20 protein-coding genes and 2 pseudogenes are annotated in these 26151 nt (G+C 57.6%); 17 read left to right on the forward strand and 5 right to left on the reverse strand.

All coding sequences use genetic code 11. The features are described 5' to 3' along the window. Positions 1–677: 677 nt before the first annotated feature. Entirely contained in the window at positions 678–1871 is a 1194-nt protein-coding gene (locus tag QD461_RS23240) for a GGDEF domain-containing protein (RefSeq protein ID WP_414089851.1), read from the forward strand. A 378-nt stretch (positions 1872–2249) separates the two neighbouring features. Here the strand turns inward: QD461_RS23240 and QD461_RS23245 are convergent, their stop codons facing one another. The 3 genes from QD461_RS23245 to QD461_RS23255 form a co-directional block, all read right to left on the reverse strand. Continuing rightward, positions 2250–2717, reverse strand: a complete 468-nt coding sequence (locus QD461_RS23245) for a hypothetical protein (protein WP_414089852.1) — start codon at positions 2715–2717, stop codon at positions 2250–2252. A 971-nt stretch (positions 2718–3688) separates the two neighbouring features. Then, entirely contained in the window at positions 3689–4603 is a 915-nt protein-coding gene (locus QD461_RS23250) for a proline iminopeptidase-family hydrolase (RefSeq protein WP_414089853.1), read from the reverse strand. Positions 4604–4656: 53 nt separating this feature from the next. Beyond that, positions 4657–5439: a helix-turn-helix transcriptional regulator gene (locus QD461_RS23255; protein ID WP_414089854.1), complete on the reverse strand. Its 783-nt coding sequence runs from the start codon at positions 5437–5439 to the stop codon at positions 4657–4659. Between the two features lie 130 nt (positions 5440–5569). On the opposite strand from QD461_RS23255, the gene QD461_RS23260 reads away from it, so the two are divergent. Genes QD461_RS23260 through QD461_RS23280 form a run of 5 tightly spaced genes read left to right on the forward strand, consistent with a single transcriptional unit; the run spans position 5570 to position 11508 of the window. Beyond that, positions 5570–6460, forward strand: a complete 891-nt coding sequence (locus QD461_RS23260) for a proline iminopeptidase-family hydrolase (protein ID WP_414089855.1) — start codon at positions 5570–5572, stop codon at positions 6458–6460. A gap of 51 nt (positions 6461–6511) precedes the next feature. Continuing rightward, complete coding sequence (locus QD461_RS23265) at positions 6512–7450, forward strand: ABC transporter permease (protein WP_414089856.1); 939 nt, start codon at positions 6512–6514, stop codon at positions 7448–7450. Next, positions 7447–8298 (forward strand): ABC transporter permease, encoded by an 852-nt coding sequence (locus QD461_RS23270; protein WP_414089857.1) that lies wholly within the window; start codon positions 7447–7449, stop codon positions 8296–8298. Before QD461_RS23265 ends, QD461_RS23270 begins: the two co-directional genes overlap by 4 nt. Further along, positions 8295–9974 (forward strand): dipeptide ABC transporter ATP-binding protein, encoded by a 1680-nt coding sequence (locus tag QD461_RS23275; protein WP_414089858.1) that lies wholly within the window; start codon positions 8295–8297, stop codon positions 9972–9974. Before QD461_RS23270 ends, QD461_RS23275 begins: the two co-directional genes overlap by 4 nt. A gap of 19 nt (positions 9975–9993) precedes the next feature. Next, entirely contained in the window at positions 9994–11508 is a 1515-nt protein-coding gene (locus QD461_RS23280) for an ABC transporter substrate-binding protein (protein ID WP_414089859.1), read from the forward strand. Positions 11509–11855: 347 nt separating this feature from the next. Here QD461_RS23280 and QD461_RS23285 read toward each other — a convergent pair. Then, a pseudogene (locus QD461_RS23285) lies at positions 11856–12191 on the reverse strand (ISKra4 family transposase); the annotation flags it as partial. A gap of 579 nt (positions 12192–12770) precedes the next feature. On the opposite strand from QD461_RS23285, the gene QD461_RS23290 reads away from it, so the two are divergent. The 8 genes and pseudogenes from QD461_RS23290 (at position 12771) to QD461_RS23325 (ending at position 21498) form a co-directional block, all read left to right on the forward strand. Next, complete coding sequence (locus QD461_RS23290) at positions 12771–13247, forward strand: glycosyltransferase family 25 protein (RefSeq protein WP_414089860.1); 477 nt, start codon at positions 12771–12773, stop codon at positions 13245–13247. 1 nt (position 13248) lies between these two features. Beyond that, positions 13249–13950 carry a polysaccharide deacetylase family protein gene (locus tag QD461_RS23295; RefSeq protein WP_414089861.1) on the forward strand — a complete coding sequence of 234 codons (702 nt, stop codon included), beginning with the start codon at positions 13249–13251 and terminating at the stop codon, positions 13948–13950. A 6-nt stretch (positions 13951–13956) separates the two neighbouring features. Then, the gene (locus QD461_RS23300; RefSeq protein WP_414089862.1) at positions 13957–14943 is read left to right on the forward strand and encodes a glycosyltransferase; all 987 of its coding nucleotides are present in this window, start codon (positions 13957–13959) and stop codon (positions 14941–14943) included. A 1216-nt stretch (positions 14944–16159) separates the two neighbouring features. Beyond that, positions 16160–16288, forward strand: a pseudogene (locus tag QD461_RS23305) (IS5/IS1182 family transposase); the annotation flags it as partial. Positions 16289–16695: 407 nt separating this feature from the next. Further along, the gene (locus QD461_RS23310) at positions 16696–16998 is read left to right on the forward strand and encodes a hypothetical protein (protein WP_414089863.1); all 303 of its coding nucleotides are present in this window, start codon (positions 16696–16698) and stop codon (positions 16996–16998) included. Positions 16999–17157: 159 nt separating this feature from the next. Then, positions 17158–17283 (forward strand): hypothetical protein, encoded by a 126-nt coding sequence (locus QD461_RS23315; RefSeq protein ID WP_414089864.1) that lies wholly within the window; start codon positions 17158–17160, stop codon positions 17281–17283. 1011 nt (positions 17284–18294) lie between these two features. Next, the gene (locus tag QD461_RS23320) at positions 18295–20748 is read left to right on the forward strand and encodes a caspase family protein (protein ID WP_414089888.1); all 2454 of its coding nucleotides are present in this window, start codon (positions 18295–18297) and stop codon (positions 20746–20748) included. A 234-nt stretch (positions 20749–20982) separates the two neighbouring features. Next, the gene (locus QD461_RS23325) at positions 20983–21498 is read left to right on the forward strand and encodes a GNAT family N-acetyltransferase (protein ID WP_414089865.1); all 516 of its coding nucleotides are present in this window, start codon (positions 20983–20985) and stop codon (positions 21496–21498) included. 113 nt (positions 21499–21611) lie between these two features. Here the strand turns inward: QD461_RS23325 and QD461_RS23330 are convergent, their stop codons facing one another. Further along, positions 21612–22289 (reverse strand): alpha/beta hydrolase, encoded by a 678-nt coding sequence (locus QD461_RS23330; RefSeq protein ID WP_047633174.1) that lies wholly within the window; start codon positions 22287–22289, stop codon positions 21612–21614. Positions 22290–22522: 233 nt separating this feature from the next. Between QD461_RS23330 and QD461_RS23335 the strand changes: the two genes are divergently transcribed. The 3 genes from QD461_RS23335 to sufC all read left to right on the forward strand — a co-directional run bounded on the left by QD461_RS23335 (position 22523) and on the right by sufC (position 26132). Further along, positions 22523–23689, forward strand: a complete 1167-nt coding sequence (locus tag QD461_RS23335) for a cysteine desulfurase family protein (protein ID WP_414089866.1) — start codon at positions 22523–22525, stop codon at positions 23687–23689. A gap of 146 nt (positions 23690–23835) precedes the next feature. Next, complete coding sequence (sufB, locus tag QD461_RS23340) at positions 23836–25305, forward strand: Fe-S cluster assembly protein SufB (protein WP_414089867.1); 1470 nt, start codon at positions 23836–23838, stop codon at positions 25303–25305. Positions 25306–25376: 71 nt separating this feature from the next. Beyond that, entirely contained in the window at positions 25377–26132 is a 756-nt protein-coding gene (sufC, locus tag QD461_RS23345; RefSeq protein ID WP_414089868.1) for a Fe-S cluster assembly ATPase SufC, read from the forward strand. Positions 26133–26151: the final 19 nt, after the last annotated feature.

A 26151-nucleotide genomic window follows, 5' to 3' on the forward strand; every position in this document is an offset into this window, starting at 1 on the left:
GCTGTTGGGACAGCTCGTACCGGAGGATGAGACGGTACCTGATAATGATCCATGCCATTCCAAAGGAACGTGGATTGATGTCGGCACCGAATGGTGGAATTGAAAGGATTCGAAGCAACGACCCTTTGGCGAGCACGCTTGGCATAACACCCTGTTGTGAAGCGGATACAAACTTCGTGTTGTCCGCCAACCGGGCGGCCACCAAATTCAGGCTCAGCTTTGCGAAGCCAGGGGCATTATTCTTCGCCGACTGAGGTTGGCGTGGTCGTTACGCCTGTGATGACTCTGCTGTTCCGCTAATACCAAGCTGCTGAGGGTGACGTGCTCCCTGCTTGTCCGACGGGATCACGAGCGGAAAATCCAATTCCAAATGGCCTAAAATAATGCAGGTACGTAACTATCAATAGCATTCGAACAGCGTTGACCGCGGGCGACGTTGGATTGAGGGCACTCAAAATGTTGTCAAGCCACACCTGTGTACTACCGCATACGACAAGAACAGAAAATTACTCTCGACATTCCTCGCCTTGGCGGCGGTCAATATACGGCTGCCGTACTTTATCAACAGCGTCTGGCTAGGGCGCGTATCACTGGTTAATTTAGGCGATCGATCTTCGCAAAATATTTAACTGTACCAGCTAGAGCAACACTAACCTGTGACCTTGCTTTGGTGCTCGATGATCAACCAACTGGATATGCCAACAGTCCTCTTTCTGCAGAAGACATCCTACATCGCGGGCGCCTTGACCTTGGGGTATTTGCGGTTGACCTCGACGGAGAGCCGTGGGGTTGGACTTCTGGTCGCCAGTTTTGTTGTCCTCGCGGGAGGCTCGACGCTTGCCGGACATGCCGAGATTCACCCCGCGCTCTACGGTCCCCTGAGCCTTGTGAACATCGTCCTTGCCGTTCTCGGATATTGTCTGCTGGGGTTGGCGTTTGTCGTGATCAGCAACCCTGACCGAAAAATCAAGACCTGGCTCGTCGCTTTACCCGCAGCGGCGACGCTGGTCATTGGTTTGACCACGGCCTTTCACCTGAACAATACATACAGAGCGACGACTTTCACATTTCTAGGCTGCTTAACGATGGCGGCAACTGCAATCATTGTCCTACTCGATGCCCAGCGCGAACCACTCCCAATTCGCAAGCTGGTCGCGGCGATACTCGGCTGTGCGAGTGTTCTTTCTTTGATAATGGGACTGGAATTCGCGTTTAACACGTTTCCGCTACTTGACGTAGCGAACGGTTTTTTCCTGATGATCTTGTCCAAGTTCGTGCTCGCCATCTCCATCGTGATCTTCATAAGCGAGCGCCAGCATCTCAAGATTAGGCGCCTGGCCGATCGTGACGCTCTCACAGGGCTCTATAATCGTCGCTTTTTCAACTCGGCCGTGCCTAGCCGCCTCCATCTCGGCGACGCGATCCTCTATCTCGATCTCGACCATTTCAAACAGTTGAACGATCGCTGGGGACATGCCGCGGGCGACGAGGTCCTCCAAATAATGGGCCAAGCGGTACAGGCAATCCTCCCGCCGCATGCTTTGCTTGCGCGACAAGGAGGCGAAGAGTTTATTGTCTTTCTTCCGGCTGAAGCCGACGATGCTATGATTCACGCGGAAAGAATCCGAAAAGCGATTTGCGACCTTCGCTATCCCTCTCTTCCCGCGGACATCACCGTTACCGCCAGCATCGGCATTGCAAGAGCCTCACAGGCTGGAAGTGACTTGCCCTACTTATGCCGAGAGGCCGATCGGGCCTTGTATTTGGCGAAGGCCGCAGGGCGAAATCGTGTTTGCGATGCCGATGCCGAGATCTTCCCCCAAGACCAGCAGCGACTTGCCGCTATCGGGTTCAGTAGCGGCGTGAAGTAGCGTAAAGGTCACGATGGCGACTAAACTTCTCACGCCCGGTGAGGAAGACATTCGCAGGCTTGGGCGAGAGCGAAAGACCTGATTGCGAAGCGCGCTTTCCAAGTCAATCGGAGGCTCGCCGGAAAGATCGCCCGTGTGACCCGAACTTTGACGAGCACTGATGGTTTGTGTCTTGACCGGACTTGCACCGAGGGCCTGGTTGTCGCAGCGTCTAATCTAGATCCGCTCCGTCAACGTAGACACGCAGGTATCCACTTAGTGTGAATAGGCCTCACATCCGAGTCATTTCGCTGTCGTTGAGGACGTTTTGGTAGTCCGGCCGATCATAAATATGGCGGACATCTTGGTATCCGCCATATCATCGCAAATGGGTGCCGCTTAGTTGGCGGCCGGCGCCGCCTGGGTGGTCATACACTCGGTCAGGCCCATAAAGGCCTTCTCGCCGCCATCGAGGCTGAAATCGACGGTGGTGCTGTTTGCAGTAAGGCTCAGCGCCTTGCCGCTGGTCAGCGCCGTAACGGCCTCGGTCGTGTTCGGGACGTCGATCGTTGCCGTTGCTGCCGTATCAGCAGTCGACGAGAAATTCGTGGCCGCGCCGCCATCGACCGACCAGGAGCCGGTCACCTGGTCACCCTTGGCGAAAGTGAACTTCGAAGAGTTGGCAAACAGGACGACCTTGTCGCCAACGGCGAGAAAGCCGACGCCTGTGGCGCTGTTCTGAGCGAGGCAACCGGTAAAGCTGTCACCATCTTTCAGCGGCGTAATGGAGAAATCCGCAGCATCAACGGACGCAGTGGTCAGAAGCATGGCGGCGAGAGTCATCGTTGTCAGGTGAAGTCTGTTCAAGGCATTTCCTTCATGAGCGCGTAAAGGGATTAAGTGCTTAGTTACAAAAAAATCGGACCCCGGTTTGGACGGGACTGAGAATTTGCGTTCAGCGAAACGGAAGCCTCGCCAAAACCGTCAGAGGTTGTCGTCCGGATTGTCGTTTCCACTTATAACCCCGGCACAATGGTTTCACTCCGATACTTAAATAGAAAGTACCGGGTGATTTCGCGGTTCATTTCTGGGCTGATTTGCTGTTCCGACGGCGAACGCTTCTCTAGGTGACGGTGAGCAGGAGTCTCTATGGCTTGCTGCTATCCCGCCGAATTGATCGCACAACCCAGGTCCCTATCGTGCTTGATGCCATCACCGATTGCTGCCAAATGGCCCAGATCGCGTCCACTGAAAACTCGCCGCAATGCACTGACGGGATGCGCGGGTGGATCAAGTCGAAGGATGTCTCGTTGCAAGCCTTCTTAAAGCCTAGCTGTCAAAGGAAGGTGAATGGTGGCCGCATGCATCATCCGCGCCCGACCATATCGAATGGGACTGCAGACAAGGTCGCTCCATTCGACACTCGACAGTTGCTGTCACACCTGCATTCCATCAGGCGTGCGATCGCGGGTTTCGCGGGTGTGGTCTTGGCGCTCTGGAAATCCGCCGGTTCGCAAGGTCGCCAGTGCCTGGGATTACATGAATGGTCGTTTGGCTGCTGAGTAAACTCGAACCTTCGCCCGCGTCTTATCCGGACATAAGCTTGCGTAGGCGTCCATTATGGAACATTCCGGCGCTACCTGGTCGTATCGCGAGTTAACGACCTGCGGCTTCAGGATCTTTCTTGTGACCACGTAGGACGCTGGGCTAGGTGCTTTTCGAGATTCAGAGCCTCGTGGTGTTCAGCCCATCGAAAGGCGAACGCTGAGCAATCGGCTCGCAAAACACGATTTATCCGCATAATCCCCGGACCAGACCGTTTGATGTCGATGGCCCGATCAATCGTGCCGCTTGAGGAATTCGGACACCGTCTTCAAACAGAGTTCCTTCTCCTCGACATGTGGCATGTGGCTGGAATATTCGAAGAGCACCCATTCACAGCCCTTGACACGGTCGACATAGGGCTTGACCACCAACGGCGTCGCCTCGTCATATTTGCCCGAGATCAACAAGGTCGGCGCTTCGATGAGGGAAAGTCTGTCTTCGATCGTCCAGTCCTTCATCGTGCCGATGACATGAAACTCGGTCGGGCCGTTCATGTTACGGTAGACGGTGTTGTCTTCATCCATGATGGCGAAGGTGCGGGCAACCTCAGACGGCCAGGGCACGACGCGGCAGACGTGACGATCATAAAAGACACGGGAGGCGGAGACATACTGAGGGTCGGTAATTGTGCCGACATCCTCGTGCTTCAACAATGTGTCCTGGACTTCCTGCGGCAGATCCTCGCGAAGCCGGTTTGCTTCGGCGACCCAGGTATGCATGTTGGCCGGCGAATTGGCGATCACTAGCGCCTTCAGTCCTTTCGGTCGACGCACCGCGTGTTCGGCACCCAGCATGCCGCCCCAGGACTGGCCGAGAAAGGCGTAGCGATCCTTGATGCCGAGGTGTCCCAGCAGCGCATCGAGTTCTTCAAGAAAAAGCGCTGGCGTCCAGAAGTCGGGACCTTTTTCGGGCAGGCGCGTGGAGTTGCCGTTGCCGAGCTGGTCGTAGTGGATCACCGGGCGGCCGTCGATCCTCGCAATGTCCTTGAAGCTATCAACGTAATCGTGGGTGCAGCCCGGCCCACCATGGGCAACGACGAGCGGCAGCTTCGCTCCGTCGAGCGAGCCGGTGATGCGATACCATGTCCGGTATTCACGAAAGGGCAGAAAGGCTTCCTGCGTCGGGACTGCGGCCACGGGGGTCTCCATCTCTAGGCTGTGACGGCGAGACCATAACGCGGCGAAGAGGCGGGCGGCAGCTATCAGAAGTTATAGGATGGCCGTTCATCCAGCAGGCGGTAATGCGTGGCGCGAACGACGGCCTGCGTCCGGTTCTTGGCGCCGAGTTTCTTTGCCGCGGCATTGAGATGCATGACGACCGTCGGCACGGAGCGATCGATGATGCGCGAGATCTCCTTGGCGGAATAGCCTTCGGCGGAATGGCGCAGGCATTCCCTCTCCCGCTCCGTCAGCCGGATCTTGCCGACGCTGAGCGCCGCACTATCGAAGAGCGAGTAGGCCGTCTCGTGGAAGACATGGGCGAGCAGGTTGAAATCGGCAATGTAGCGCAGGGCATCGCGCTCGAATTCCCGGTCGCCGCCAAAGCGAATTCCCGTGACGGTTGCATAATCGCCGCGCGGCATGTGCACGGGCACTGTCACACCTGTCGACATATCGCGTTCGTTGAGATAGCGGGCAACCGGGGCGGTATCCTCGCTCATGAAGTGCTTGATCAGCGTGTCGGCGTCGGCATCATAGTTCCAGAAGAAGGGCGCGGAGGTGCGCAGCGCAACCTGCTGCACCGGATCGATATGGAAATAGCCGCGATCGAACCAGTATTCGTGCATGTCGTCCGAGATGTTCCGCAGCTTGAGGAGTGAGGGGATCATCACCTTGCCGTCGAGATCGTAGGGCACCGGCGTATAGTCGTAGATCAGGGCTTCGAAGCCGATCGCTTTCATAGCCTCGAAGACCTGGTCGATACGGCCTTCCAGCGTCTGATGCGCCGTGAACTGGCGCCTAATGGTTCCCATTTGGTCGAACATGCAACGGTTCCCGTATCTGGCTACGCCCCCGAACCTATCACTTCTTATAGCTGGTGCCGGACGCGGTTTAAGGTAAAAATTTAGCCATGCTCAAATATTGAGCAAGCAGAATCTTTCACCGGAGTTGTCAATGTGGCGTGAAATTGAGCCCGAGACGCGACACGACATCGAGGTCGACGGCTACAAGGTGGTCGCCTACAGCTTTGGCAGCGGGCCCGAGACGGTCTTCTGCCTGAACGGTGGTCCCGGCCTCCCCTGCGACTATCTGCGTGAGGCGCATTCCTGCCTGATCGATAGCGGCTACAGGGTCGTCGCCTTCGATCAGCTCGGCACCGGCGCCTCCGATCGTCCCACAAACAAGAGCCTGTGGACCATCGGCCGCTATGTCGAGGAGACCGAAACGGTCCGCAAGGCGCTCGGCCTTGGCAAGGTCCATATGCTCGGTCACTCCTGGGGCGGCTGGCTGGCAATCGAGTACGCGCTGACCTATCCGGACAATCTACAAACATTAATTCTCGAAGACACCGTCGCCGACATGCCGCATCTGGTTTCCGAGTTGGAGCGGCTGCGCGCGGCGCTCGGTCCGGAAACCGTTGCGATGATGCAGAAGCACGAGGCGCAGGGCACCTATAATCATCCTGAATATCTCGCCGCCGTCACCATCCTCAACTATCGCCATGTCTGTCGTCTGCCGGAATGGCCGGAACCTGTTCGCCGCTCGCTCGACGATTGGAACGCGGGTCCCTACGAGACAATGCAGGGGCCGAACGAATTTCTCTACATCGGCAATCTCAAGGACTGGAACCGCATTCCAGACCTTCCGCAACTTGCCATGCCGGTGCTGATCACGGCGGGGGAGCATGACGAGTTGACGCCGGCCTGTGCGCTCAGGATGAAACTTGCCTTGAAGGATGCGGAACTCAAAGTCTTCGCCAATGCCAGCCACATGCCCTTCTATGAGAGCCCGCAGCACTACTATCCAGCGCTCCTCGATTTCCTGTCGCGGTATAGGGCAAGCTGATGCAAGCTAAGGCGATCCAATCCCACCGACGACAAGGGGGCGATCGCCACCATGCATCGCTATAGATTCGTACTGACGCGACCACTGCAGTTCCTGCCTGTCCTCTTCGGCATCAGCGTCATCACCTTCGTTCTGGTCCGCCTCATTCCCGGCGATCCCGCGCGCAACATCCTCGGCACCCGCGCCACGCCGGCGGCACTCGCCAGCATTCGTGCGCAATACGGCCTCGATCAGCCGATGTGGCTGCAATATTTCTATTTCATCAAGAATCTCGGCAATGGTGAGATGGGCAAATCGATCCTCTACAAGATCGACGTGCTGCCGCTGATCTCGACCCGGATCGAGCCGACCATCGCGCTGGTCGTCTCGAGCGTCATCCTGTCGATCCTGATTGCCGTGCCGATGTCGGCGATTGCCGCGCGCAATGCCGGCCGCGCGCCGGATCATATCGTGCGCATCGTCTCGACCTTCGGCATCGGCTTTCCGCCCTTCTGGCTGGGGCTGATGCTGATCATCCTATTCAGCGTCCAGCTGGGCATCCTGCCGGTCTCGGGTTACGGCTCGACGATCGGCGAGAAGATCGCCCATCTCATTCTGCCAGCCCTGACCGTTGCGCTGTCGCTTTCGACCGTGCTTACCCGCAGCCTGCGGGCCGCGATGATCGAATCGCTTAAATCGGACGTGGCGACTGCGGCCCGTGCCCGCGGCATGCCGGAGGGTATCGTCTTCTGGCGGCATGTCGTGCCGAACTCGCTGGTGCCGACAATCAATCTGCTCGCGGTCAACATCGGCTGGCTGATCGGCGGCACTGTGGTCGTCGAAAGCGTCTTTGCCCTGCCCGGCATGGGCCAACTGCTGGTTCGCGCCATCTTCTCGCGCGACTACATGGTCGTCCAGGGTGTGGCGATGGTGTTTGCTTGCGCCACGGTGCTGGTCAACTTCCTCGCCGATATCGTCACCGTCGCGGCCGACCCGAGGGTGAAGCTATGAGCCTCGATACCGTTGCGCACAGCTCCATCGGCTGGAGGAGATTCTTCGGCAAACAGCTGACGCTGACGCTTGGCGGCAGCATCCTGTTGTTCTTCCTCCTTCTCGCAATCTCGGCCCCTCTCGTCGCACCCTACGATCCGATCTTCCAGAATGCCGACGCGCGCCTGCAGGCGCCGTCTCTCCTGCATCCGTTCGGCACGGACAATTTCGGGCGCGATATTCTGTCCCGCGTTATCTGGGGTGCGCGCATCGATCTGCAGATCGCCGTCATCGGCGTGCTCTTCCCGTTTCTGATCGGCACCACGGTCGGCACCATCGCCGGCTTTTTCGGCGGTATTGTCGATGCACTCTTCATGCGCATCGTCGATATCATCCTCGCGTTCCCCTTCCTAGTGCTGATGCTGTCGATCATCGCCATTCTGGGGCCGGGGCTGAGCAGCTTCTACATCGCCATGGCCCTGGTCGGCTGGGTCTCCTATGCGCGTCTCATCCGCGCGCAGATGCTGGTGCTGAAGGGCAGCGATTATGCCGTTGCCGCCGTCAGTCTCGGCTTCAGCCGACCCCGGATCATGTTCCGCCATCTGCTACCGAACGCCATTGCCGGCTCCATCGTCTTTTCCATGTCGGATGCCGTGCTGGTGCTCCTTAGCGGTGCGGCCGTCAGCTACCTCGGCCTCGGCGTTCAGCCGCCGCTTGCCGAATGGGGCGTCATGGTCGCGGAAGGCCAGAGCTTCATCACCACGGCCTGGTGGATCACAATGTTTCCCGGCCTTTCCATTGTCTGCCTCGCCTTCGGCTTCAGCATGCTGGGTGATGCGCTCGGCGAACTGCTCGGAGTGCATGAATGAGCGAGCCCGTCCTTTCCGTTCGCGACCTTGTGGTCAAAGCCAGTTTCGACGGCGGCGCCCATACGTTGATCGACGGCGTTTCGCTCGATCTCAGCAAGGGCGAGATACTTGGCCTTGTCGGCGAAAGCGGCTCCGGCAAGAGCCTCCTGTGTCGTTCGCTGGTGCGGCTGCTGCCATCGTCGCTCCTGAAGATCGACAGCGGCTCCATCCGGCTCGAAGGGCGGGAGCTCACGGAAATCAGCGATGCCGAGATGCTCAAGGTGCGCGGCGGCGAAATCGGCATGATCTTTCAGAATCCCACAAGCCACCTCAACCCTATCATGCGCATCGGCGACCAGATTGCCGAGGGCATCCGCTACCATCAAGGTCTCACGGCGCGCGAAGCACGCGCAGCTGCGACCGAGATCCTTGCCCACGTCGGCTTTCCCGATCCCGCCAGGCAGTATGACAGCTATCCGCACGAGTTTTCCGGCGGGATGCGGCAGCGTGCCATGATCGGCGTAGCACTCTCCTGCAATCCGAAGATCTTGGTTGCCGATGAGCCGACGACGGCCCTCGACGTCACTATCCAGGCGCAGATCCTGCGGCTGCTGATCGACATCCGCGAAAAGCGCGGACTTTCGATCATCCTCATCACGCATGATCTCGGCATCGTCGCTCAAACCTGCGACAGGATCGCCGTGATGCGCAGAGGCCAACTGCTCGAACAGGGTCTTAAAAGGACGATCCTCAGCCGGCCTGAAAATCCCTATACGATCGATCTGATCAACAGCCACCCCTCCTTGCCCGACGAAGCTGCAACGCAGTCGGAGCCTGTCAGGGCGGACACGTCAGCCAAGCCGCTGCTCGAAATCGATGATCTGCATGTACGCTTCAAGGGCACGGGCGTGAGGACGGTCAGCGCCGTTTCCGGCGTCAGCCTACTGATCATGCCGGGCGACGCCGTTGGCATTGTCGGTGAGTCCGGCAGCGGCAAGAGCACGCTTGCGCGCGCCGTTCTCGGCCTCACCCCGATCTCCTCGGGCCATGTCACTTTCGACGGTGTCGATGTCACCCAGCAGAAGAATGCCGGCCTGGCCAGGCTCCGTCGCGAAACCGCCATGGTCTTCCAGGACCCGCTCAATGCACTCAATCCGCGGCTGACGATCGGTCAGACGCTTGCCGAGGTGCTGAAAGTCCATGGCAAGGTCGCAAGGGCCAATATCCCCGCACGCATCGGCGAGTTGCTCGATCTCGTCGGGCTAGAGCGCGAATTCGCCGATCGCAAACCGCGCAGCATGAGCGGCGGCCAATGCCAGCGCGCCGGCATTGCAAGGGCGCTTGCCGTCGATCCGAAGCTGATCATCGCCGACGAATGCGTGGCCGCCCTCGATGTCACCATCCAGGCGCAGATCATCGATCTCTTCCGCGAATTGACCCGCAGGATGAGCCTGACCTTGATCTTCATTGCTCACGACCTCGCCATCGTGCGCGATCTCTGTGAGCGCACCGTCGTGATGCATCGCGGCGAGATCGTCGAGGAAGGGCGTTCGCAGGAAATCTTCTCTCGCCCGAAGCATGCCTATACCGCAGCGCTCATCGCAGCCATTCCCGATATCGATCCGGACAAGGCCTTGCTTGGCGAACGTGATGCGGCACTCGCCGGGCAGACCCAATCAGCCAAACGCATGCGATAACAACGAAGGGAACGAATTCATGACCAACAAATGGAAGACAATCGGGCTTGCAGCAATTCTCGCCGGCCTGACGCTGAGCACGAGCTATGCCGAAGCTGCCGGCGTGCTGACCATCGGCCGCCGCGAGGATTCGACGACGTTCGATCCGATCAAGACCGCGCAGAATATCGACAACTGGGTGTTCTCCAACGTCTACGACGTGCTGCTGCGCGTGGACAAGACGGGCACGAAGCTGGAACCGGGCCTTGCGGAGAGCTGGACGACCTCGGATGACGGCCTTAACTATGTCTTCAAGATCCGTGACGCCAAGTTCTCGGACGGTTCGCCGCTGACGGCGGAAGATGCAGCCTTCAGCCTGCTGCGCATCCGTGACGATCCGGCATCGCTCTGGAGTGATTCCTACAAGGTGATCGACACTGCCGTCGTGACTGATCCGCACACGCTGACCATCAAGCTGAAGCATGCATCGGCGCCGTTCCTTTCGACGCTTGCCCTGCCGAATGCTTCGGTCATCTCCAAGGCCGGCATGCAGTCCATGGGGCCGGAGGCCTATGCCGAAAAGCCGATTGCCTCGGGCGCCTTTTCCGTCGAGGAATGGCGCCGCGGTGACCGCATCATCCTGAAGAAGAACCCGAATTTCTGGCAGGCCGACCGCGTGAAACTCGACGGGGTCGAATGGATATCGGTACCTGATGACAATACCCGGATGCTGAATGTGCAGGCCGGTCAGCTCGATACCGCCATTTTCGTACCCTTCTCGCGTGTCGAAGAACTGAAGAAGGACCAGAACCTCAACGTGGTGATCGATCCTTCCACGCGCGAAGATCATCTGCTGATCAATCACGCTCACGGCAATCTCGGCAAGAAGGAAGTCCGTCAAGCCCTGGACATGGCGATCGACAAGAAAGCAATCGTCGACGCCGTCACCTTCCGCCAAGGCACGGTCGCCAATTCCTACATTCCCGAGGGCGCCTTGTATCATTATGCGGAGAACCTCCAGCGTGCCTACGACCCCGAGAAGGCCAAGAAGATGCTTTCGGCAGCTGGCGCCTCCAATCTCAGGTTAAAATACCTCATTCGCGCCGGCGATGAAGTGGATGAACAGACGGCCGTGCTGGTCCAACAGCAACTCGCCAAGGCTGGCATTGCTGCCGACCTGCAAAAGGTAGATCCCAGCCAGGAATGGGACATGACCATCGCTGGCGACTACGACATTTCCGTCAACTACTGGACCAACGATATTCTCGACCCGGACCAGAAGACGACGTTCGTTCTCGGCCATGACTCCAACAACAACTACATGACCAACTACAAAAATGATGCGGTAAAGGATCTCGTCGCCACGGCGAGGCTCGAGCTGGATCCGAAGAAGCGGGAGCAGATGTATATCGATCTACAGAGGACAGCAAAGGATGACGTCAACTGGATCGACCTCTACTACAGCCCGTATATCAACGTCGCGCGCAAGAATATCGATAATTTCCATCAAAACCCACTCGGCCGCTTTTTCTTGGAAGATACAGTCAAGAATTGACATCGCCTCATGCGAGCGCAGACCCCGCTGTCGTAAAGACAGCGGAGCATTGCTTTGCGAGGCAATCCCTTTCGCAAACTCAGGAAGCAGTTATTCCGTCGTCTTGATAAAGCGAGGGTCGTTGACGGATCCAGACACTGCATGGCGAATTTCGAGAACGCATGACGATACTGGGCAACCTCAGGGGAGCCTCATTCGTCCCGTGGATCCAACGTCATGCCGACAAGCTCCGACTTTCGCAGACATTCTTCCATTCCGATGGGGACAAGATCGAACTTGAGGTCATCGGACCTGTGAAATTGATCGACATGCTTAAAATGGAGGGAGCGGGAAAAAGGTGGCGGGTATGATGCGAGGTCGAGCTTTGCCTGTCTCAGACGGCCGTCGGCAACAGCGACTCGCACCTGAAGGATTCGATGAGCGCCAATCGACGACCAACGCATCTGTCGCTTCTTGTTCATTCGAGCATTAACGAGGCTGTCGGCGGAACTTTCAGCCGGAGAACTGGATATGGGCTGGCCTGATCAGTATCGCTGGCAGTAGTTGACCGTCGAAGCCTTGTTCTGGACCAGATTGGTGATCCGGTCATAGAGGCGCCTAGACTTGTTGGTGGTGACGCGCAAGTCGGGATACCGGTGCAATTGGGCGAGAAGATTTTCTACCGTTCTGGTCGCCTCCCTGACAGGAGCTACCAGACCTTCGCGCTGGCATGCAACTCAGTTGGACATCGTCTCTGGTATCACCAGGGCGACATGTTTCTTATTTGTTCTTGTGCTATTGGGAGCATATTCGAGCCACCAGGGTTGGTGTCATGTCCAGACTATTTGCAATCGCGCGGACGGCCGGGGAGTGCGTTTCAGCGTGCAAATTTGCGCCCCTTGTGGAGTGATGATGAGCGTTGGTGCGTAGATCGGGAATTTTCGAACCTTGATCTTTGATGCCGCCTGCGATGTCATTGACCTGCCATGGAGCAATGGTCGGGCTGAAGGTCAGATCATTTGCTTAAAAGCGATCAAGCGCGCGATGTACGGCAGACCGAGCCCCGAGCTAATCAGAGCACGGATGATGCCGATCAAATTGGCCGATCTCCACACAAAGTGAGCTAGCCCCCCCTAGAAGTTGAGCGTGTATCGGATGCCTCGACAGCCGGCTGGAAGCCGGAAGACGTTGTCGACAAGTGAATTGAAGGAACCAATACTCCACGCAGTCGCAACCACTGCTCCACGCAATCTGGATACTGCGATGATCGAACCTGCCTTCAAATGTCACCACTGAAGGTGGAAGGGAAGATTTTGGAAACCGTCGACTCCAACCCCGCAGACGAGCACGCGGTTGCCACGAGGTTAGTGTCCTGTCCCGATCGGGGCAGACTCCAACTTCCTTTCTCCTCGCAATTTCGGCATCAAGATAATCTGACCACGAAGGACCTTATAATCCATCTGACACGCGCACAAAAACGGCGTCAGCATGCGGAACGACTTTCGTGCCTTCTTTCTTTTTCTACATCGATTTTGACTGCCATTGACGGTCGCCTACTTTTGGAGCGGGCGCAGCAAGAATTCTATCAGCGGAACTTGCATCAGCCCCTTGATCCCTCTGAGCTTACTGATGCCGAGATTGGCTGCTTTCCTTCGCACCGCGAGGTACGGCAAGTAACTGTCGATATGAATATCGATATCGCGTTCGAGAACAGCTCTTACTTAAGCTTATCTCTGCCGTCCAATACCACAGCCCGCTAGTATGCCGATCCCGATTTTGAGATATAGTCAGATCGCCGATCCGACCGAGCAGAGCGCCTTGCTTCGCTCCCAAACCGTTTATCCGAGCAATTTCCGTATCCAGATGCGACGGTTGAAGAGTCTGGGATTTACCGGACTATCACTCCGTGATCTCAAGCCATACCTCTATGGAGAAAAGTCGGGGCCGGTCTTCGGCATCACTTTTGACAACGGCTTTCACAGCATCCACGTGAACGTTCTGGAAACTCTTCAAGAGCTGCGGTTTACAGCGACAGGCTATTTTGTCGCGAACCAAGTTGGCGGATCTAGTATTTCACGTCCAACGCACGTAGGTCCGCGCGAGCGATACATGTCGCGGGTCGAAATGCTCGAATGGGCACTCATGGGTCATGAAGTTGGCGCACACAGCCTCGACCACGTCCGCTTGACGGAGGCTTCGCCCATGGAGGCAAGGCGACATATTACCTCCGGGCGTTATGAGCTCGAAGATATTCTGGGAAATTCGGTCGACAGCTTTTCCTATCCATATGGCGACGTCTCGAAGTACATCAGGACTATCGTCGAGGAGGCCGGCTATGTCAGCGCCGCCACGACCTTTAGCGGAAGGGTACTGCCCGGGGACGACATGCTGCGGTTACCACGACAGACGGTTGAATATGCAGACAGCTGGCTCAGCGTGTTGTGCAAATGCGCAATCGGGTAGACATACATGTGCTCATCTCCACCTGATACTGACGGTAAGCAGCAAAGAACGATTTGCGTCTGCACGGTCACGCGTGCCCGGCCGCATATGCTCGCCAATCTTCTACAATCCTATACCAGGTTGAGCGTGCCCGAGGGCGTTCGCCTCGATTTCATCATCGTCGAGAACAATGACGCAGCTTCGCTCGGCCAAACTGTCATGAGTTTTCGGGAGCGAGTTCCGCATGCAACCGTTCGTTACGAACTGGAGATTCGACTAGGGATCGCCTTTGCCCGCAATCGCGCCCTTGAAGCCGCGCTTGCGGCAGGTGGCGACATCCTGACATTTGCCGACGACGACGAGACTGTCGAGGAAGACTGGCTTCTCCAATTGCTTGCTGCGCGGGACGCTCAGGACCTCGACATTGTTGCATCGCCGGTCAGGTTCGCGCCGCCACCGGCAGACGCCTCCTCATGGAACAGGATCGTTTGGTCCGGAATGGATCGGATAAATCGAAACAGCGAAGCAAGATCCATTCGTATCCTTGAAAGGGGTGAAGCTCGGCGCATAAAGCTCGCAACGGGCAGTTGGATGGGGAAGCTTGATTTCTTTCGTCGCACCGACCTTCGTTTCGACAACACGCTTGGTCTGGCAGGGGGCGAAGATTGGCAATTGTGGACCGATGCTTTGAAGCTGGGCGCTCGTACGAGCTGGACACCCCATGCGATCGCCCACGAAACGGTTCCTATCGAGCGCCTGACTCTCCGTTATCAATACAGGCGCTCTCGGGATCATAACTGCGCTTTGATTGAACGAAAGAAGACGGGAGCATTGCGGATCCTCTTCCCGATTTTGGCTAGATTATGGACGCTGAGCTTCTGCATTGTTGCTGCACCTCTGACCGGAGGAAGGACGTTGGTACGGGCCGCAACGTGCCTGGGCAGTATTGTTGGGCTGCTGCGGGGGCGTCTTGGTCAGCCCTCACTTCACTATCGTACAATCAGTGGCTCGTAATGCGACGAATCGGAGAGCAGATAACAACAGATCGTCGAAGTCGAATGCCGGTTAGCGTCGGCAGAGTTTATATGGTCAACCGGCAATCGCGCAAGTACCAATCGTCATCATCTTGCTTCTTCCCAACGAAGTACTTCCGATATCAACTATGGCAATATATATTGTCTAGAAAATACTGTTGTAGAAAAAAAGTTCTATCTAATTATAGGTGAAAGATTATGAGTGAGTTTAATCGAGATTGCGACGATGAAAATGAGAAGGACACTATGGAGTATCTTCGATCCATTAGAGAATGGCTGATCATCAAAAGGAGGAAGTTGGCATTAGACGCGGCAAAAAACCTCAATATCGATAGCATCGACGCACTTATAGAAATACAGAAGAGGATTGAGACGATTGATCTAATGATTAGCGACGAGATCATGGCGACGGATCTTAAAACCTGGAAAAGCATACGGTCGCTAATGTAATCACTGTACCGACCTCCAGCGACCGTTTGAGCAACTAAAGAAGCTCTAAGCTCTCATGTTTTTACAGCGTTTTGACACCTAGGAAGTAACCAGCCAAGTGTCACTTTCCATTTAATTTTGTTCTTCCTCACTTTCTATGATTCAATTCGATCAGGACAGGTTTCTTTCGCAATCGATGGCGAAAACCATTGCCGCCGCTACCGCGGACTAGTATTGCGCCGCCGGTCTCACAAAGACATAATAACAAGAGCTTCAAAAGTGACCAAACGGCTGAGCAGATGCCATTTTAGCGATCGAGCGCTCCAGAGCCTCATGCGGTTTCCCGCGATAGGTATCCAAGCTCCCTGATACCATTGATTGTCACGCAGGCATTCACATCCGATAGTTTGTAGCGCATCCGAGAAATGTGCGCGTCTTCAGCGCCGTTTTGCGGGCCCGCCACCCGATCACCTAGCTCTCCTCTGGCTGTCAAAACGAGCACAGGAATGGTCTACCCCCTCGCCCGCAATCTCCGCACCAACGTCAAACCGTCACCGTCGGGAAGTTGACGGTCGAGCACCAGGACATCACGCACATTGTCTTTCAGTATGGCATTGGTGCGCCGATCGTTTAGCGGTTACGCTTTAATGGAGCAGCGATCGAAACAACGCCCAGTGACCGCCATGCCTTTCAAACACAATGCTGCCCGCCATCATCGCATCGTCAAGATGAAGTTCAAGGTGACGAACTAGGCGGAGTACGAGGCTGGACGTCGACTGAGGGCACGATCCTTCGGGGCGCAACAGACCGAGGTCACGATCGGCAGCGCCGTCCTTAACCGCATGCTTGCGTGCGCACGCCCGAACTCCGTTCGTCGCGTGACAACCACCGCATAAACGACGGCATCAGAGATCCGAGCCCGAAAAAATCCCGATCCCCGCACCAGCGCTGATCTTGTGTTCATTTGCGTCGTGATTTCATCGTTCTTTTTTCCTGCATTTCGTCGCGACCCTGCCTCGCTATCGCAAATTCGTCAGTCAGTTCCCCGGGGATTGAATGGATCAGCCTCAAGTGCAAATCTGGATCAAAGCGTTGTGAAACTGGATAGCGCTGTCTATCAGGAACGTTCGCTGCTCGCTCAGCGGACCATACCCGACATGCCGCCCAAATCATATTGAACCATAGTATAATATCCAGGGCCTTCATTCCTCATCGAAAGCAGGTCAATATGCCCTGACATCAAGGGGTGCCTTGCGAATCACGGCACCCCAAATGCAGACGAGGAAACGGCAATTTCGCCCAGATGGCAACCACCGTTGGGCGGCATTTCAGCGTAGATATGGGGATCAATGCAATGCACATGAACCGCACAGCTATGTTCTCGGTAATCGCGATGGGGTTGCTATCGACAGCTGCTATTGAGAAGGCATCTGCCTTGCAGCACACCGCGCGTGCAATGGTCGTAAATATTGCGAGCGATGATGATTTGACGGCGATTGATGAAGATGACACGGCAGGCATTGACTCCCGAGACAACGACGACCAAGGCGATGATGATGAAAGTGGGCAACTCGGCAGCGACTATGACCTCGGCGGCCACGACTAACTCGCTTGTGGACCTATCGGGCAGCAGGCACCATCCTGGACCAAGGCACCTCATGGAGATTCTAGGTGTCGGCCCACTGAGAGCAACCGCTGTCCTTTCCGCAATCCGCGATCCGCATGATTTTCCAAGGCCAGGGATGTTGCGGCTTGGTTAGATCTGGTGCCGCGGCAGTATTCGACCGGAGGGAAGCAGAACCTCTTGGGTATCAGTGAACGCTGCAATAACTGTCTTCGGTGCCTAATCATCCATAGAGCAAGGATCGTCTCGGTGTCTGGATCGTATTGATGAAGTTAGGTGCCGCATACTTGCGTCAGGTCGCGGTTAGCCCTGTCGCTGTACTGGTAGTTAAGGCCAGACAGATTGCGAGGTTCGAGGTGATGACGAAACAGTTGATCGGCATTCTGTAAATTCTGGTTGAAAGCGGGCTGCTTGTCCGAAGAAGTTATCTAGATGCGCCCTTGTCCTATCGGTGGCAATTTCAGCGGATTGGGTGCTCGCATTCGCCATCCATATATATTGCTTACGGATTCTTCTTCAGCCAGGGATTCGCTTTCCGGATCTGCTCGGCAGATTCCCCGATCGAGCGGCTATACCAGTGCCTCCATACAAGTTCAAAGTCGCGTCCCACCACCCGATATACTTGTCGCCAAACATCAGCACGTCGTCACCGCAGACCACGAGAAGGTCACATAGCTAAGAGTCGTGAATATAAAGATGGGACTATACTAGGGTTCAATATGATTTGCGCAGGGAATGGGATACGGGTCCTTGCCCCGCCGTTGCACGTCCCCCATTGTATAGCCGCCAGCCCTGTCGCCGCGATCACCCAAGAGCTTGACGGGGCTCATACTTTGGTCGGAATTAGTGCAGGGATCAAATTTGAAGGCTTTCCATCTATGCAGCGGCGATTGACGCGAAGTTGATTGAAACAGCGCGCCGCGCAAACAAAACCCTACTTCCGCCATCGCATGGCCTTGTATGGCATCAGATTCGATCCCGGCAGCTCAATGCCAAACCATCGAATTTTTGCCCTTAAACCAAAGCCTCGTTTTAGGCGATAGAGGCGGCGGCATCAGGCCCTCAAGTTGAAATTGCGGAAAAATCTCAAACTCGGCGACGGGTTTTGTTCGGTCATCCGTTTAACCCGCGGAGAACCTGCTCAGAGACCCGTCTGACGGGAGTTTATTGTGACTACGACTCACTGCGGTCCGGTACAGGAGAGTGAAATTGATCCCATCTTTCAAGACGCTAGCAGACCGGGGACGGGATATCCGGCGCTCTGCATTCCTCGCCCTGATGTTGGTTTTGGCAGGCGTTGTTGCCGTGAGTCCAGCTCAAGCGCAGGGCTCTCCTGAAAAGAGAATAGCGTTTGTCGTCGGCAACGCGGCTTACAAGGCTGGCGCCTTGGCRACGCCTGCCAATGACGCCGGCCTCATTGCGCAGACGCTTCAAGCCGCCGGCTTCGATGTGATCGGCGCGCGCGACCTCGATCAGAATGGGTTGCGCGACGCGATGAGGGACTTTCTGACGAAAGCGAACGCGTCAGGCCCCAACACCGCCGTCTTCGTCTATCTGGCGGGCTACGGGGTGCAATATCAGGGCGACAACTATTTCGTTCCTGTCGATGCGCAAATGGCCAATGCCACCGATGTGCCAGTCGAGGCGCTGCGGATTACGGACTTCACCAAGTCGCTTGCATCGCTGAACAATCGCGGCAGTATCGTCGTGCTCGATGCGGCGAGAGCCAATCCATTTGTTCAGTCCAATCAGCCGCTCGCGGGTGGTCTGGCGCTGGTCGATCCGGATGCCAATCAACTGATCGCCTTCAATGCGGCGCCCGGAACGGTCGCGCCGCAGGAGGCCGGCCCTTACGGCTCCTATGCCCATGCGCTGGCGGAAATGATACGTGTCGGCGGGCTCCCGCTCGATGATGTGTTCGATCGGACGCGACTGCGGGTTAGCGATCTGACCAAGGGCGCACAGATTTCCTGGGATGCTTCCAAGTTCAAGAACGCCTTYACCTTCTTCGATCGTGGCCCCGATGCGCCCTCRGCCCAGGTCTCCAGCTACGACAATGCCGCGATCCGGACCAAGGCGATCCGCGATTTCGACGAGCGCGAYGCCTACTTCGCCGCACTCGATCGCGATACGCTGCAAGGCTATGAGGATTTCCTGGCCGCTTATCCGAATGATGCCATGGCAAAACGGGTGCGCGCCATCGTTGCCGCTCGCCGCGAGGCAATCACCTGGCGCGAAACCTGGCGTGCCGATACRCCCGAGGCCTACTGGTCTTACCTGAGGCGCTATCCACGCGGTCCCCATGTGTGGGATGCGCGCCGGCGTCTCGATCATTTCGAGGCAGCGCTTGAGCCACCGCCATCGTTTGCCGTGATCGAGTATGACGTACCGCCGCCACCACCGCCGGAAATCGTCTATGTCGATCGGCCCGTGCTTTATTTCGACGATGCCGATTTCGGCTATGCGCCGCCGCCGCCTGTCGTCTTTCTGGCCCCGCCGCCGCCGGACTTCGTCGTGCTYGYGCCGCCTGCRYCRGCGGTCGATCTCTATGTCTTGCCKGAGCCGGTTTACGTTCCCGTGCCGGAATGGGTCGAACCRCCCCGCGATATCGCGCCGCCGGAAAACAACGTCATCTTCAACAACATCCACAATACTGTTGTGAACAACACGGTGGTCAACAACAACACKACCGTCAACGAGAACGGTGCCGCTCCGGCAGCGCCAGGSYTGACGACGGGGCAGAAGTTGGTCGGAGCTGCCGTCATTGCCGGCGCAGGTGCTGCGGCACTGCATGTTGCCTTGCCGCCCTCGGTGCAGAAGAAGGCTGCGGTTCTGCAGAAGCAGAATCCCGCCGCTGTCGTCAAAACCGCGCCGGGGGCTGCTCCTGCCGTAACGCCGTCGGCCCAGCCGCAAGCGCAGACGGGAAATGCCGCTCATGCGYTKCCSGGTGCMAATGGCCAACCACTGCCGGCTGCCGGCAAGTTGCCGACCACACCCGGTGCCACACAGGCGCAAAAACCTCAGATCGCACCGAACGCCGTGCAAAATCCGGCCGTCGCGACTCAGCCAGGCCAAGCGGCCACGAATGGCAATGCCCATGCCCTTCCGGGAGCCAATGGTCAGCCGCTGCCGGCAGGTGGCAAGCTTCCGGTTACTCCCGGTGCGGCTCAGGCAACCCAGCCTAAGCCCGGCCAGCCGGGCTCGAATGCCAATGCGCATGTGCTTCCYGGTTCCAAGGCGCAACCCTTGTCGCCTGCCGGCAACGCGCCTTCGGTGAAGGGGCAAAATCCGATTGCCAAAACCCCTGTACCTCCGGCTGTTCCCGGCGCAACGCCGAACTCCGTTGCCGCCGCACCGAAGCCCAATGCGCACGGGCAAGCAGTGAAGCCGGCGTCGCCTACCATTGCCGCCAAGGTTCCGCCGAAGCCGAAGGCCGTTATCAACAGCCGGCCGCCGCAAGTCAGCAGCCAGCCTCGCGTTGTTGCACAGCCGCCTCGGCAGGTTAATCCCGCGGTCTCGCAGCAACCACGGCCGATGCCGCATGCTGCCGTTCAGGCGAGAGCGCCGGCGGCAGTGCAGCAGGCTCAACCTAGGCCTCAGCCTCAGGCTCAGCCGAGGCCGCAACCGCAGCCCCAACCCAAGATCGTGCAACAGAAGCCACTTGCGCCTCCGCCGCAGAAGCCGCCGGAAAAGAAGAAGTGCGGCGAGCCCGGCCTACCTGCATGCCACTGATCCCCGCATGTCAGTAATCGACGATATCGGCCAGTCATATGAAGGCCCGCTCCGGCGGGCCTTCTGATTCAGGACGGCCGTCTTACCGATTTGAAGTCATGTGGCGCCAGATCAAAAAGTTGAGGCGGAGGAAGCGGATCTGCGAGACCGTTACGCGCTTTGGCGCTCGGCTTCCGATCGATACTGGCGTATAGGTTGCAGCGGCTTTGGATCCATTGCGAAACAGGCAGGCAAATGAGTGACACCATCATTCTCGAAACCCCGCGGCTCGTTCTGACGATGTGGGATTGCACGGATGCCGCTATGATTCGGCAGCTGCATTCCTCGATCGAAACGACGCGCTACCTGTCGGGCGCCGCTCCCTGGACGATGGAGAAGGCAGAGGAGCGGTTGAAAAGCTGGTTCGATGAACATGCGCGAGACGGCACGACCAAATACAAGATGCTGCGGCGCGACGACGGGTGCTTTATCGGCCGAGCCGGCTTTTCGCGCTTCCAGGAGCGTGGGCGAGGCGAGTTCGAACTCGGCTATTCGCTTCGTCAGGATGCCTGGGGCAACGGCTACGCCACGGAGATCGCCGGCGCACTGGCGAAGTGGTTTTTCAGCCGCGGCTTTGCCGATCGGTTCATCGCATTCACGCACCCGGAAAACGTTGCTTCGCAGCGGGTTCTCCAGAAAATCGGCATGCTGTACGAAGCACCGATCGTCGTCAGCGGCGCTCCGGGACTTTGTTTCAGGATGTCGCGCTAGGAGCAGTTCCGGGAAAAGTGCTCAGCCGAATTCCTTCTGGAATACGCAAGCAATAAAAAAGAGCGTTTCCGCGTTTCAGAGAACGGCGAAAACGCTCTGAAAGGAGGTGCCTCTTAGCGGATGCGCTTGGCGGCCGGTTCTGGCACCAGTTCGCCGTTCAGGCGGCGATCGAGATAGTCTTCGCATTCGCCGAGCAACGTTTCGACCTGGCCGTTGAAGAAGTGGTTGGCACCCGACACGACCTTGTGCGTGATCAGGATGCCCTTCTGGGTCTTCAGCTTCTCGACGAGACCGTTGACGTCCTTTTCCGGAGCGACCTTATCGGCATCGCCGTTGATGATCAGGCCGGAAGACGGGCAGGGCGCCAGGAAGGAGAAGTCGTAGATATTCGGCTGCGGCGCGATTGACATGAAGCCTTCGATCTCCGGGCGGCGCATCAGCAGCTGCATGCCGATCCAGGCGCCGAAGGAGTAGCCGGCGACCCAGCAGCTTTTCGAATCAGGGTGCAGGCTCTGCACCCAGTCGAGCGCCGATGCTGCGTCGGAGAGCTCGCCGGCGCCGTGATCGAATTCGCCCTGGCTGCGGCCGATGCCACGGAAGTTGAAGCGAAGAGTGGTGAAACCGCGCTTCTGGAACATATAGAAGAGCTGGTAGACCACCTGATTGTTCATCGTGCCGCCGAACTGCGGATGGGGATGAAGAATGATGGCGATCGGGGCGCTTTTTTCCTTCGAGGGCTGATAGCGGCCTTCGAGGCGGCCTGCGGGGCCGTTAAAAATAACTTCGGGCATCGATACTCCGGCTCTTCTTTTTCTGCGTTCAAACCCAACGGCACGCAGCAAGTTGACTTGACGAATGCGCTCAAGTTTTCTAAAACGCAGTTTAGAACAATTCGAAACTTGATGCGGTGTTCCGCGCGTTGCCTGTTCAACGCTGTGTGGAACGTGTCATAAGGCATGCCCGGCTGAAATTTCAAGGAAAATGAGCCAGGCAGACAAAGCAACATGCAGGCAGGAAGACGATCATGGCGACGACGCGCCTTTATCTCGACTGGAATGCCACTGCGCCCCTTCATCCGGCGGCGCGGGATGCAATGCTACGTGCGATGGATATTCAGGGCAACCCCAATTCCGTGCATGGGGAAGGTAGAGCCGCCCGCGCTGCCGTCGAGGCTGCACGTCGCCAGGTGGCGAGCCTTACGGGTGCCGAATCCGCTCATGTCGTCTTTACCAGCGGCGCCACTGAGGCGGCCAATATGGTGCTGACGCCGGAATTCCGCATGGGGCGCACGCCACTTGTGGTCAGCCACCTCTATATGTCTGCGGTTGAGCATCCCGCTGTTCGCGAGGGTGGACGATTTCCGAAAGCTGGAATCAGAGAGATTCCGGTGACATCGGGCGGTGTCGTTGATCTTGCCGCGCTGGAAACGACGCTGTCGGCCCATGATAAAGCCGCAGGGATGCCGATAGTCGCGATCATGCTCGCCAACAACGAGACCGGAATCCTGCAGCCCGTTGCGGAGGCGTCGCGGATCGTTCAAGCCGCTGGCGGTCTCTTCGTCGTCGACGCGGTTCAGGCGGCCGGTCGTGTGCCCGTCGACATCAATGCCATCGGGGCGGATTTTCTCATCGTATCCTCACACAAGATCGGCGGCCCTAAGGGCGCGGGTGCGCTCGTCTCGCGCGGAGAGGTGCTGATGCCCAAGCCGCTCATCCATGGCGGCGGCCAGGAAAAGGGCCATCGTTCGGGTACGGAAAACACTTTGGCAATCATCGGTTTTGGTGCGGCAGCGGAGGCGGCCGTTGCAGACCTCGACGGTCGGAATGCCGAGATCGGCGCGCTGCGGGATCGGCTCGAAGAAGGCATGCAGCTCGCGGCGTCTGACGTCATTATTCACGGCAAGGATGGCCCGCGCGTCCCGAATACCAGCTTCTTCACCTTGCCGGGTCTGAAATCCGAGACCGGACAGATTGCCTTCGATCTCGAAGGCGTCGCCATTTCGGCCGGATCGGCCTGCTCGTCAGGCAAAGTCGGCGAAAGCCACGTGCTCATGGCGATGGGATGCGATCCGAAGCTCGGAGCGCTTCGCATTTCGTTGGGTTCCACCACGAGCGCTGAGGATGTCGATCGTGCCATTGCGGCTTTCGCCCGCATCGCCGGCCGGCGCAAACTGGCAGGTGCCGCGGCCTGACGGCCACAAATTTGCGGAAATGGAAATTTCCGCTTGCCAAGTGGGCTGAAAAGTCCCTTTTGGCCGACTACATAGGGGGCAGACATAAGTCTGCCGCTACGTTGACAAGCTGCCGGACCTTGGATCCGGCGAGATTGGAGAACGAAATGCCTGCAGTCCAGGAAACAGTCGATCAGGTTCGCCAGATCGATGTGGACCAGTACAAGTATGGTTTCGAGACCACGATCGAGGTGGAAAAGGCTCCCAAGGGTCTTTCCGAGGATATCATCCGCTTCATCTCCGCTAAGAAGCAGGAGCCGGAGTGGATGCTGGAGTGGCGCCTCGAAGCCTATCGTCGTTGGTTGACGCTTGAAGAGCCCACATGGGCGCGTGTCGACTATCCGAAGATCGATTTCAACGACATTCACTATTATGCCGCTCCGAAGAAATTCGCCGGTCCGAAGTCGCTCGACGAGGTCGATCCGGAACTTCTGAAGACCTATGAGAAGCTCGGCATTCCGCTGCGCGAGCAGGAAATTCTCGCCGGCGTCGAGAAGCCGAAGATCGCCGTCGATGCAGTGTTCGATTCCGTTTCGGTCGTCACCACTTTCAAGGAAGAGCTGAAGAAAGCCGGCGTTATCTTCATGTCGATCTCGGAAGCCATCCGCGAGCATCCGGATCTGGTGCGTAAGTATCTCGGCTCCGTCGTGCCGACCTCGGATAATTTCTATGCGACGCTGAACTCGGCCGTCTTCACCGATGGTTCCTTCGTTTTCGTGCCGAAGGGCGTTCGTTGCCCGATGGAACTGTCGACTTACTTCCGCATCAACGAGAAGAACACCGGACAGTTCGAGCGCACGCTGATCATCGCCGAAGAAGGGGCCTATGTCTCCTATCTCGAAGGCTGCACGGCGCCGCAGCGCGATGAAAACCAACTGCATGCCGCAGTCGTCGAGCTGGTTGCGCTTGACGATGCCGAAATCAAGTATTCGACCGTCCAGAACTGGTATCCGGGCGACAAGCAAGGCAGGGGCGGCATCTACAATTTCGTCACCAAGCGTGGCGATTGCCGCGGCCATCGCTCCAAGATCTCCTGGACGCAGGTCGAAACCGGCTCAGCGATCACCTGGAAGTATCCGTCCTGCATCCTGCGCGGCGACGACAGCCGTGGCGAGTTCTATTCGATCGCGGTGTCGAACGGCCACCAACAGGTCGACAGCGGCACCAAGATGATCCATCTCGGCAAGAACACGTCCAGCCGCATCATCTCGAAGGGCATCGCTGCCGGCGTTTCGCAGAACACCTATCGCGGTCAGGTCTCGGCGCATCGCCGCGCGACCAATGCCCGTAACTTCACGCAGTGCGACTCGCTGCTGATCGGCGACAAGTGCGGCGCGCATACGGTGCCTTACATCGAGGCGAAGAATTCCTCCGCGCAGTTCGAGCACGAAGCGACGACGTCGAAGATCTCCGAAGACCAGCTGTTCTACTGCCTGCAGCGGGGCATTCCCGAGGAAGCGGCGATCGCACTGATCGTCAACGGCTTCGTCAAGGAAGTGCTGCAGGAGCTGCCGATGGAATTTGCCGTCGAAGCGCAGAAGCTGATCGGCATCTCGCTTGAAGGCAGCGTCGGCTGACATCCACGAAACAAAATTAGCTTTGGCGCGCCACGCGCGCCGCACACTCATTCCTGCGATAGGATACTAAAATGCTTGAGATCAAGAACCTGCACGCCCGCATCGCCGAAGACGGCACAGAAATCATCCGTGGCCTGAACCTGACGGTGAAGGCGGGCGAAGTTGCCGCTATCATGGGCCCGAATGGCTCGGGCAAGTCGACGCTGTCCTATATTCTTGCCGGCCGCGACGACTACGAAGTGACCGAGGGTGACATTCTCTATAACGGCGAAAGCATCCTGGAACTCGACGCCGCCGAGCGTGCTGCCAAGGGCATCTTCCTGGCCTTTCAGTATCCGGTCGAAATCCCCGGCGTTGCCACCATGCAGTTCCTGAAGGTGGCGCTGAACGAGCAGCGCAAGGCACGAGGCGAAGACGAGCTGACGACGCCGGATTTCCTGCGCCGCGTCAAGGATTCCGCCGCCAAGCTGCAGATCAACATGGACATGCTGAAGCGCCCGCTCAACGTCGGCTTCTCCGGCGGTGAAAAGAAGCGCGCCGAAATCCTGCAGATGGCGCTGCTGGAGCCGCAGCTTTGCGTGCTTGACGAAACCGACTCCGGCCTCGACATCGATGCGCTGAAGATCGTTGCCGATGGCGTCAATGCGCTACGCTCTCCGGATCGTGCCGTGATCGTCATTACGCACTATCAGCGCCTGCTCGACTACATCGTTCCGGACACCGTTCACGTTCTCTACAAGGGCCAGGTGATCAAGTCCGGCGACAAGACGCTGGCCCATGAACTCGAAGCCAACGGTTATGCCGACATCATCGGAGCTGCAGCCTGATCGAGGCGGAAAGGACACG

This window comes from Rhizobium sp. BR 314 (assembly GCF_047445805.1).
Classification (GTDB): domain Bacteria; phylum Pseudomonadota; class Alphaproteobacteria; order Rhizobiales; family Rhizobiaceae; genus Rhizobium; species Rhizobium lusitanum_B.

Coding starts and splice junctions, on each gene's coding strand:
- QD461_RS23240 (WP_414089851.1), top strand. CDS start 678: ATGATCAACCAACTGGATATGCCAACAGTCCTCTTTCTGCAGAAGACA.
- QD461_RS23250 (WP_414089853.1), bottom strand. CDS start 4,603: ATGGAGACCCCCGTGGCCGCAGTCCCGACGCAGGAAGCCTTTCTGCCC.
- QD461_RS23255 (WP_414089854.1), bottom strand. CDS start 5,439: ATGTTCGACCAAATGGGAACCATTAGGCGCCAGTTCACGGCGCATCAG.
- QD461_RS23260 (WP_414089855.1), top strand. CDS start 5,570: ATGTGGCGTGAAATTGAGCCCGAGACGCGACACGACATCGAGGTCGAC.
- QD461_RS23265 (WP_414089856.1), top strand. CDS start 6,512: ATGCATCGCTATAGATTCGTACTGACGCGACCACTGCAGTTCCTGCCT.
- QD461_RS23270 (WP_414089857.1), top strand. CDS start 7,447: ATGAGCCTCGATACCGTTGCGCACAGCTCCATCGGCTGGAGGAGATTC.
- QD461_RS23275 (WP_414089858.1), top strand. CDS start 8,295: ATGAGCGAGCCCGTCCTTTCCGTTCGCGACCTTGTGGTCAAAGCCAGT.
- QD461_RS23280 (WP_414089859.1), top strand. CDS start 9,994: ATGACCAACAAATGGAAGACAATCGGGCTTGCAGCAATTCTCGCCGGC.
- QD461_RS23290 (WP_414089860.1), top strand. CDS start 12,771: ATGTCACCACTGAAGGTGGAAGGGAAGATTTTGGAAACCGTCGACTCC.
- QD461_RS23295 (WP_414089861.1), top strand. CDS start 13,249: ATGCCGATCCCGATTTTGAGATATAGTCAGATCGCCGATCCGACCGAG.
- QD461_RS23300 (WP_414089862.1), top strand. CDS start 13,957: ATGTGCTCATCTCCACCTGATACTGACGGTAAGCAGCAAAGAACGATT.
- QD461_RS23310 (WP_414089863.1), top strand. CDS start 16,696: ATGGCAACCACCGTTGGGCGGCATTTCAGCGTAGATATGGGGATCAAT.
- QD461_RS23325 (WP_414089865.1), top strand. CDS start 20,983: ATGAGTGACACCATCATTCTCGAAACCCCGCGGCTCGTTCTGACGATG.
- QD461_RS23330 (WP_047633174.1), bottom strand. CDS start 22,289: ATGCCCGAAGTTATTTTTAACGGCCCCGCAGGCCGCCTCGAAGGCCGC.
- QD461_RS23335 (WP_414089866.1), top strand. CDS start 22,523: ATGGCGACGACGCGCCTTTATCTCGACTGGAATGCCACTGCGCCCCTT.
- sufB (WP_414089867.1), top strand. CDS start 23,836: ATGCCTGCAGTCCAGGAAACAGTCGATCAGGTTCGCCAGATCGATGTG.
- sufC (WP_414089868.1), top strand. CDS start 25,377: ATGCTTGAGATCAAGAACCTGCACGCCCGCATCGCCGAAGACGGCACA.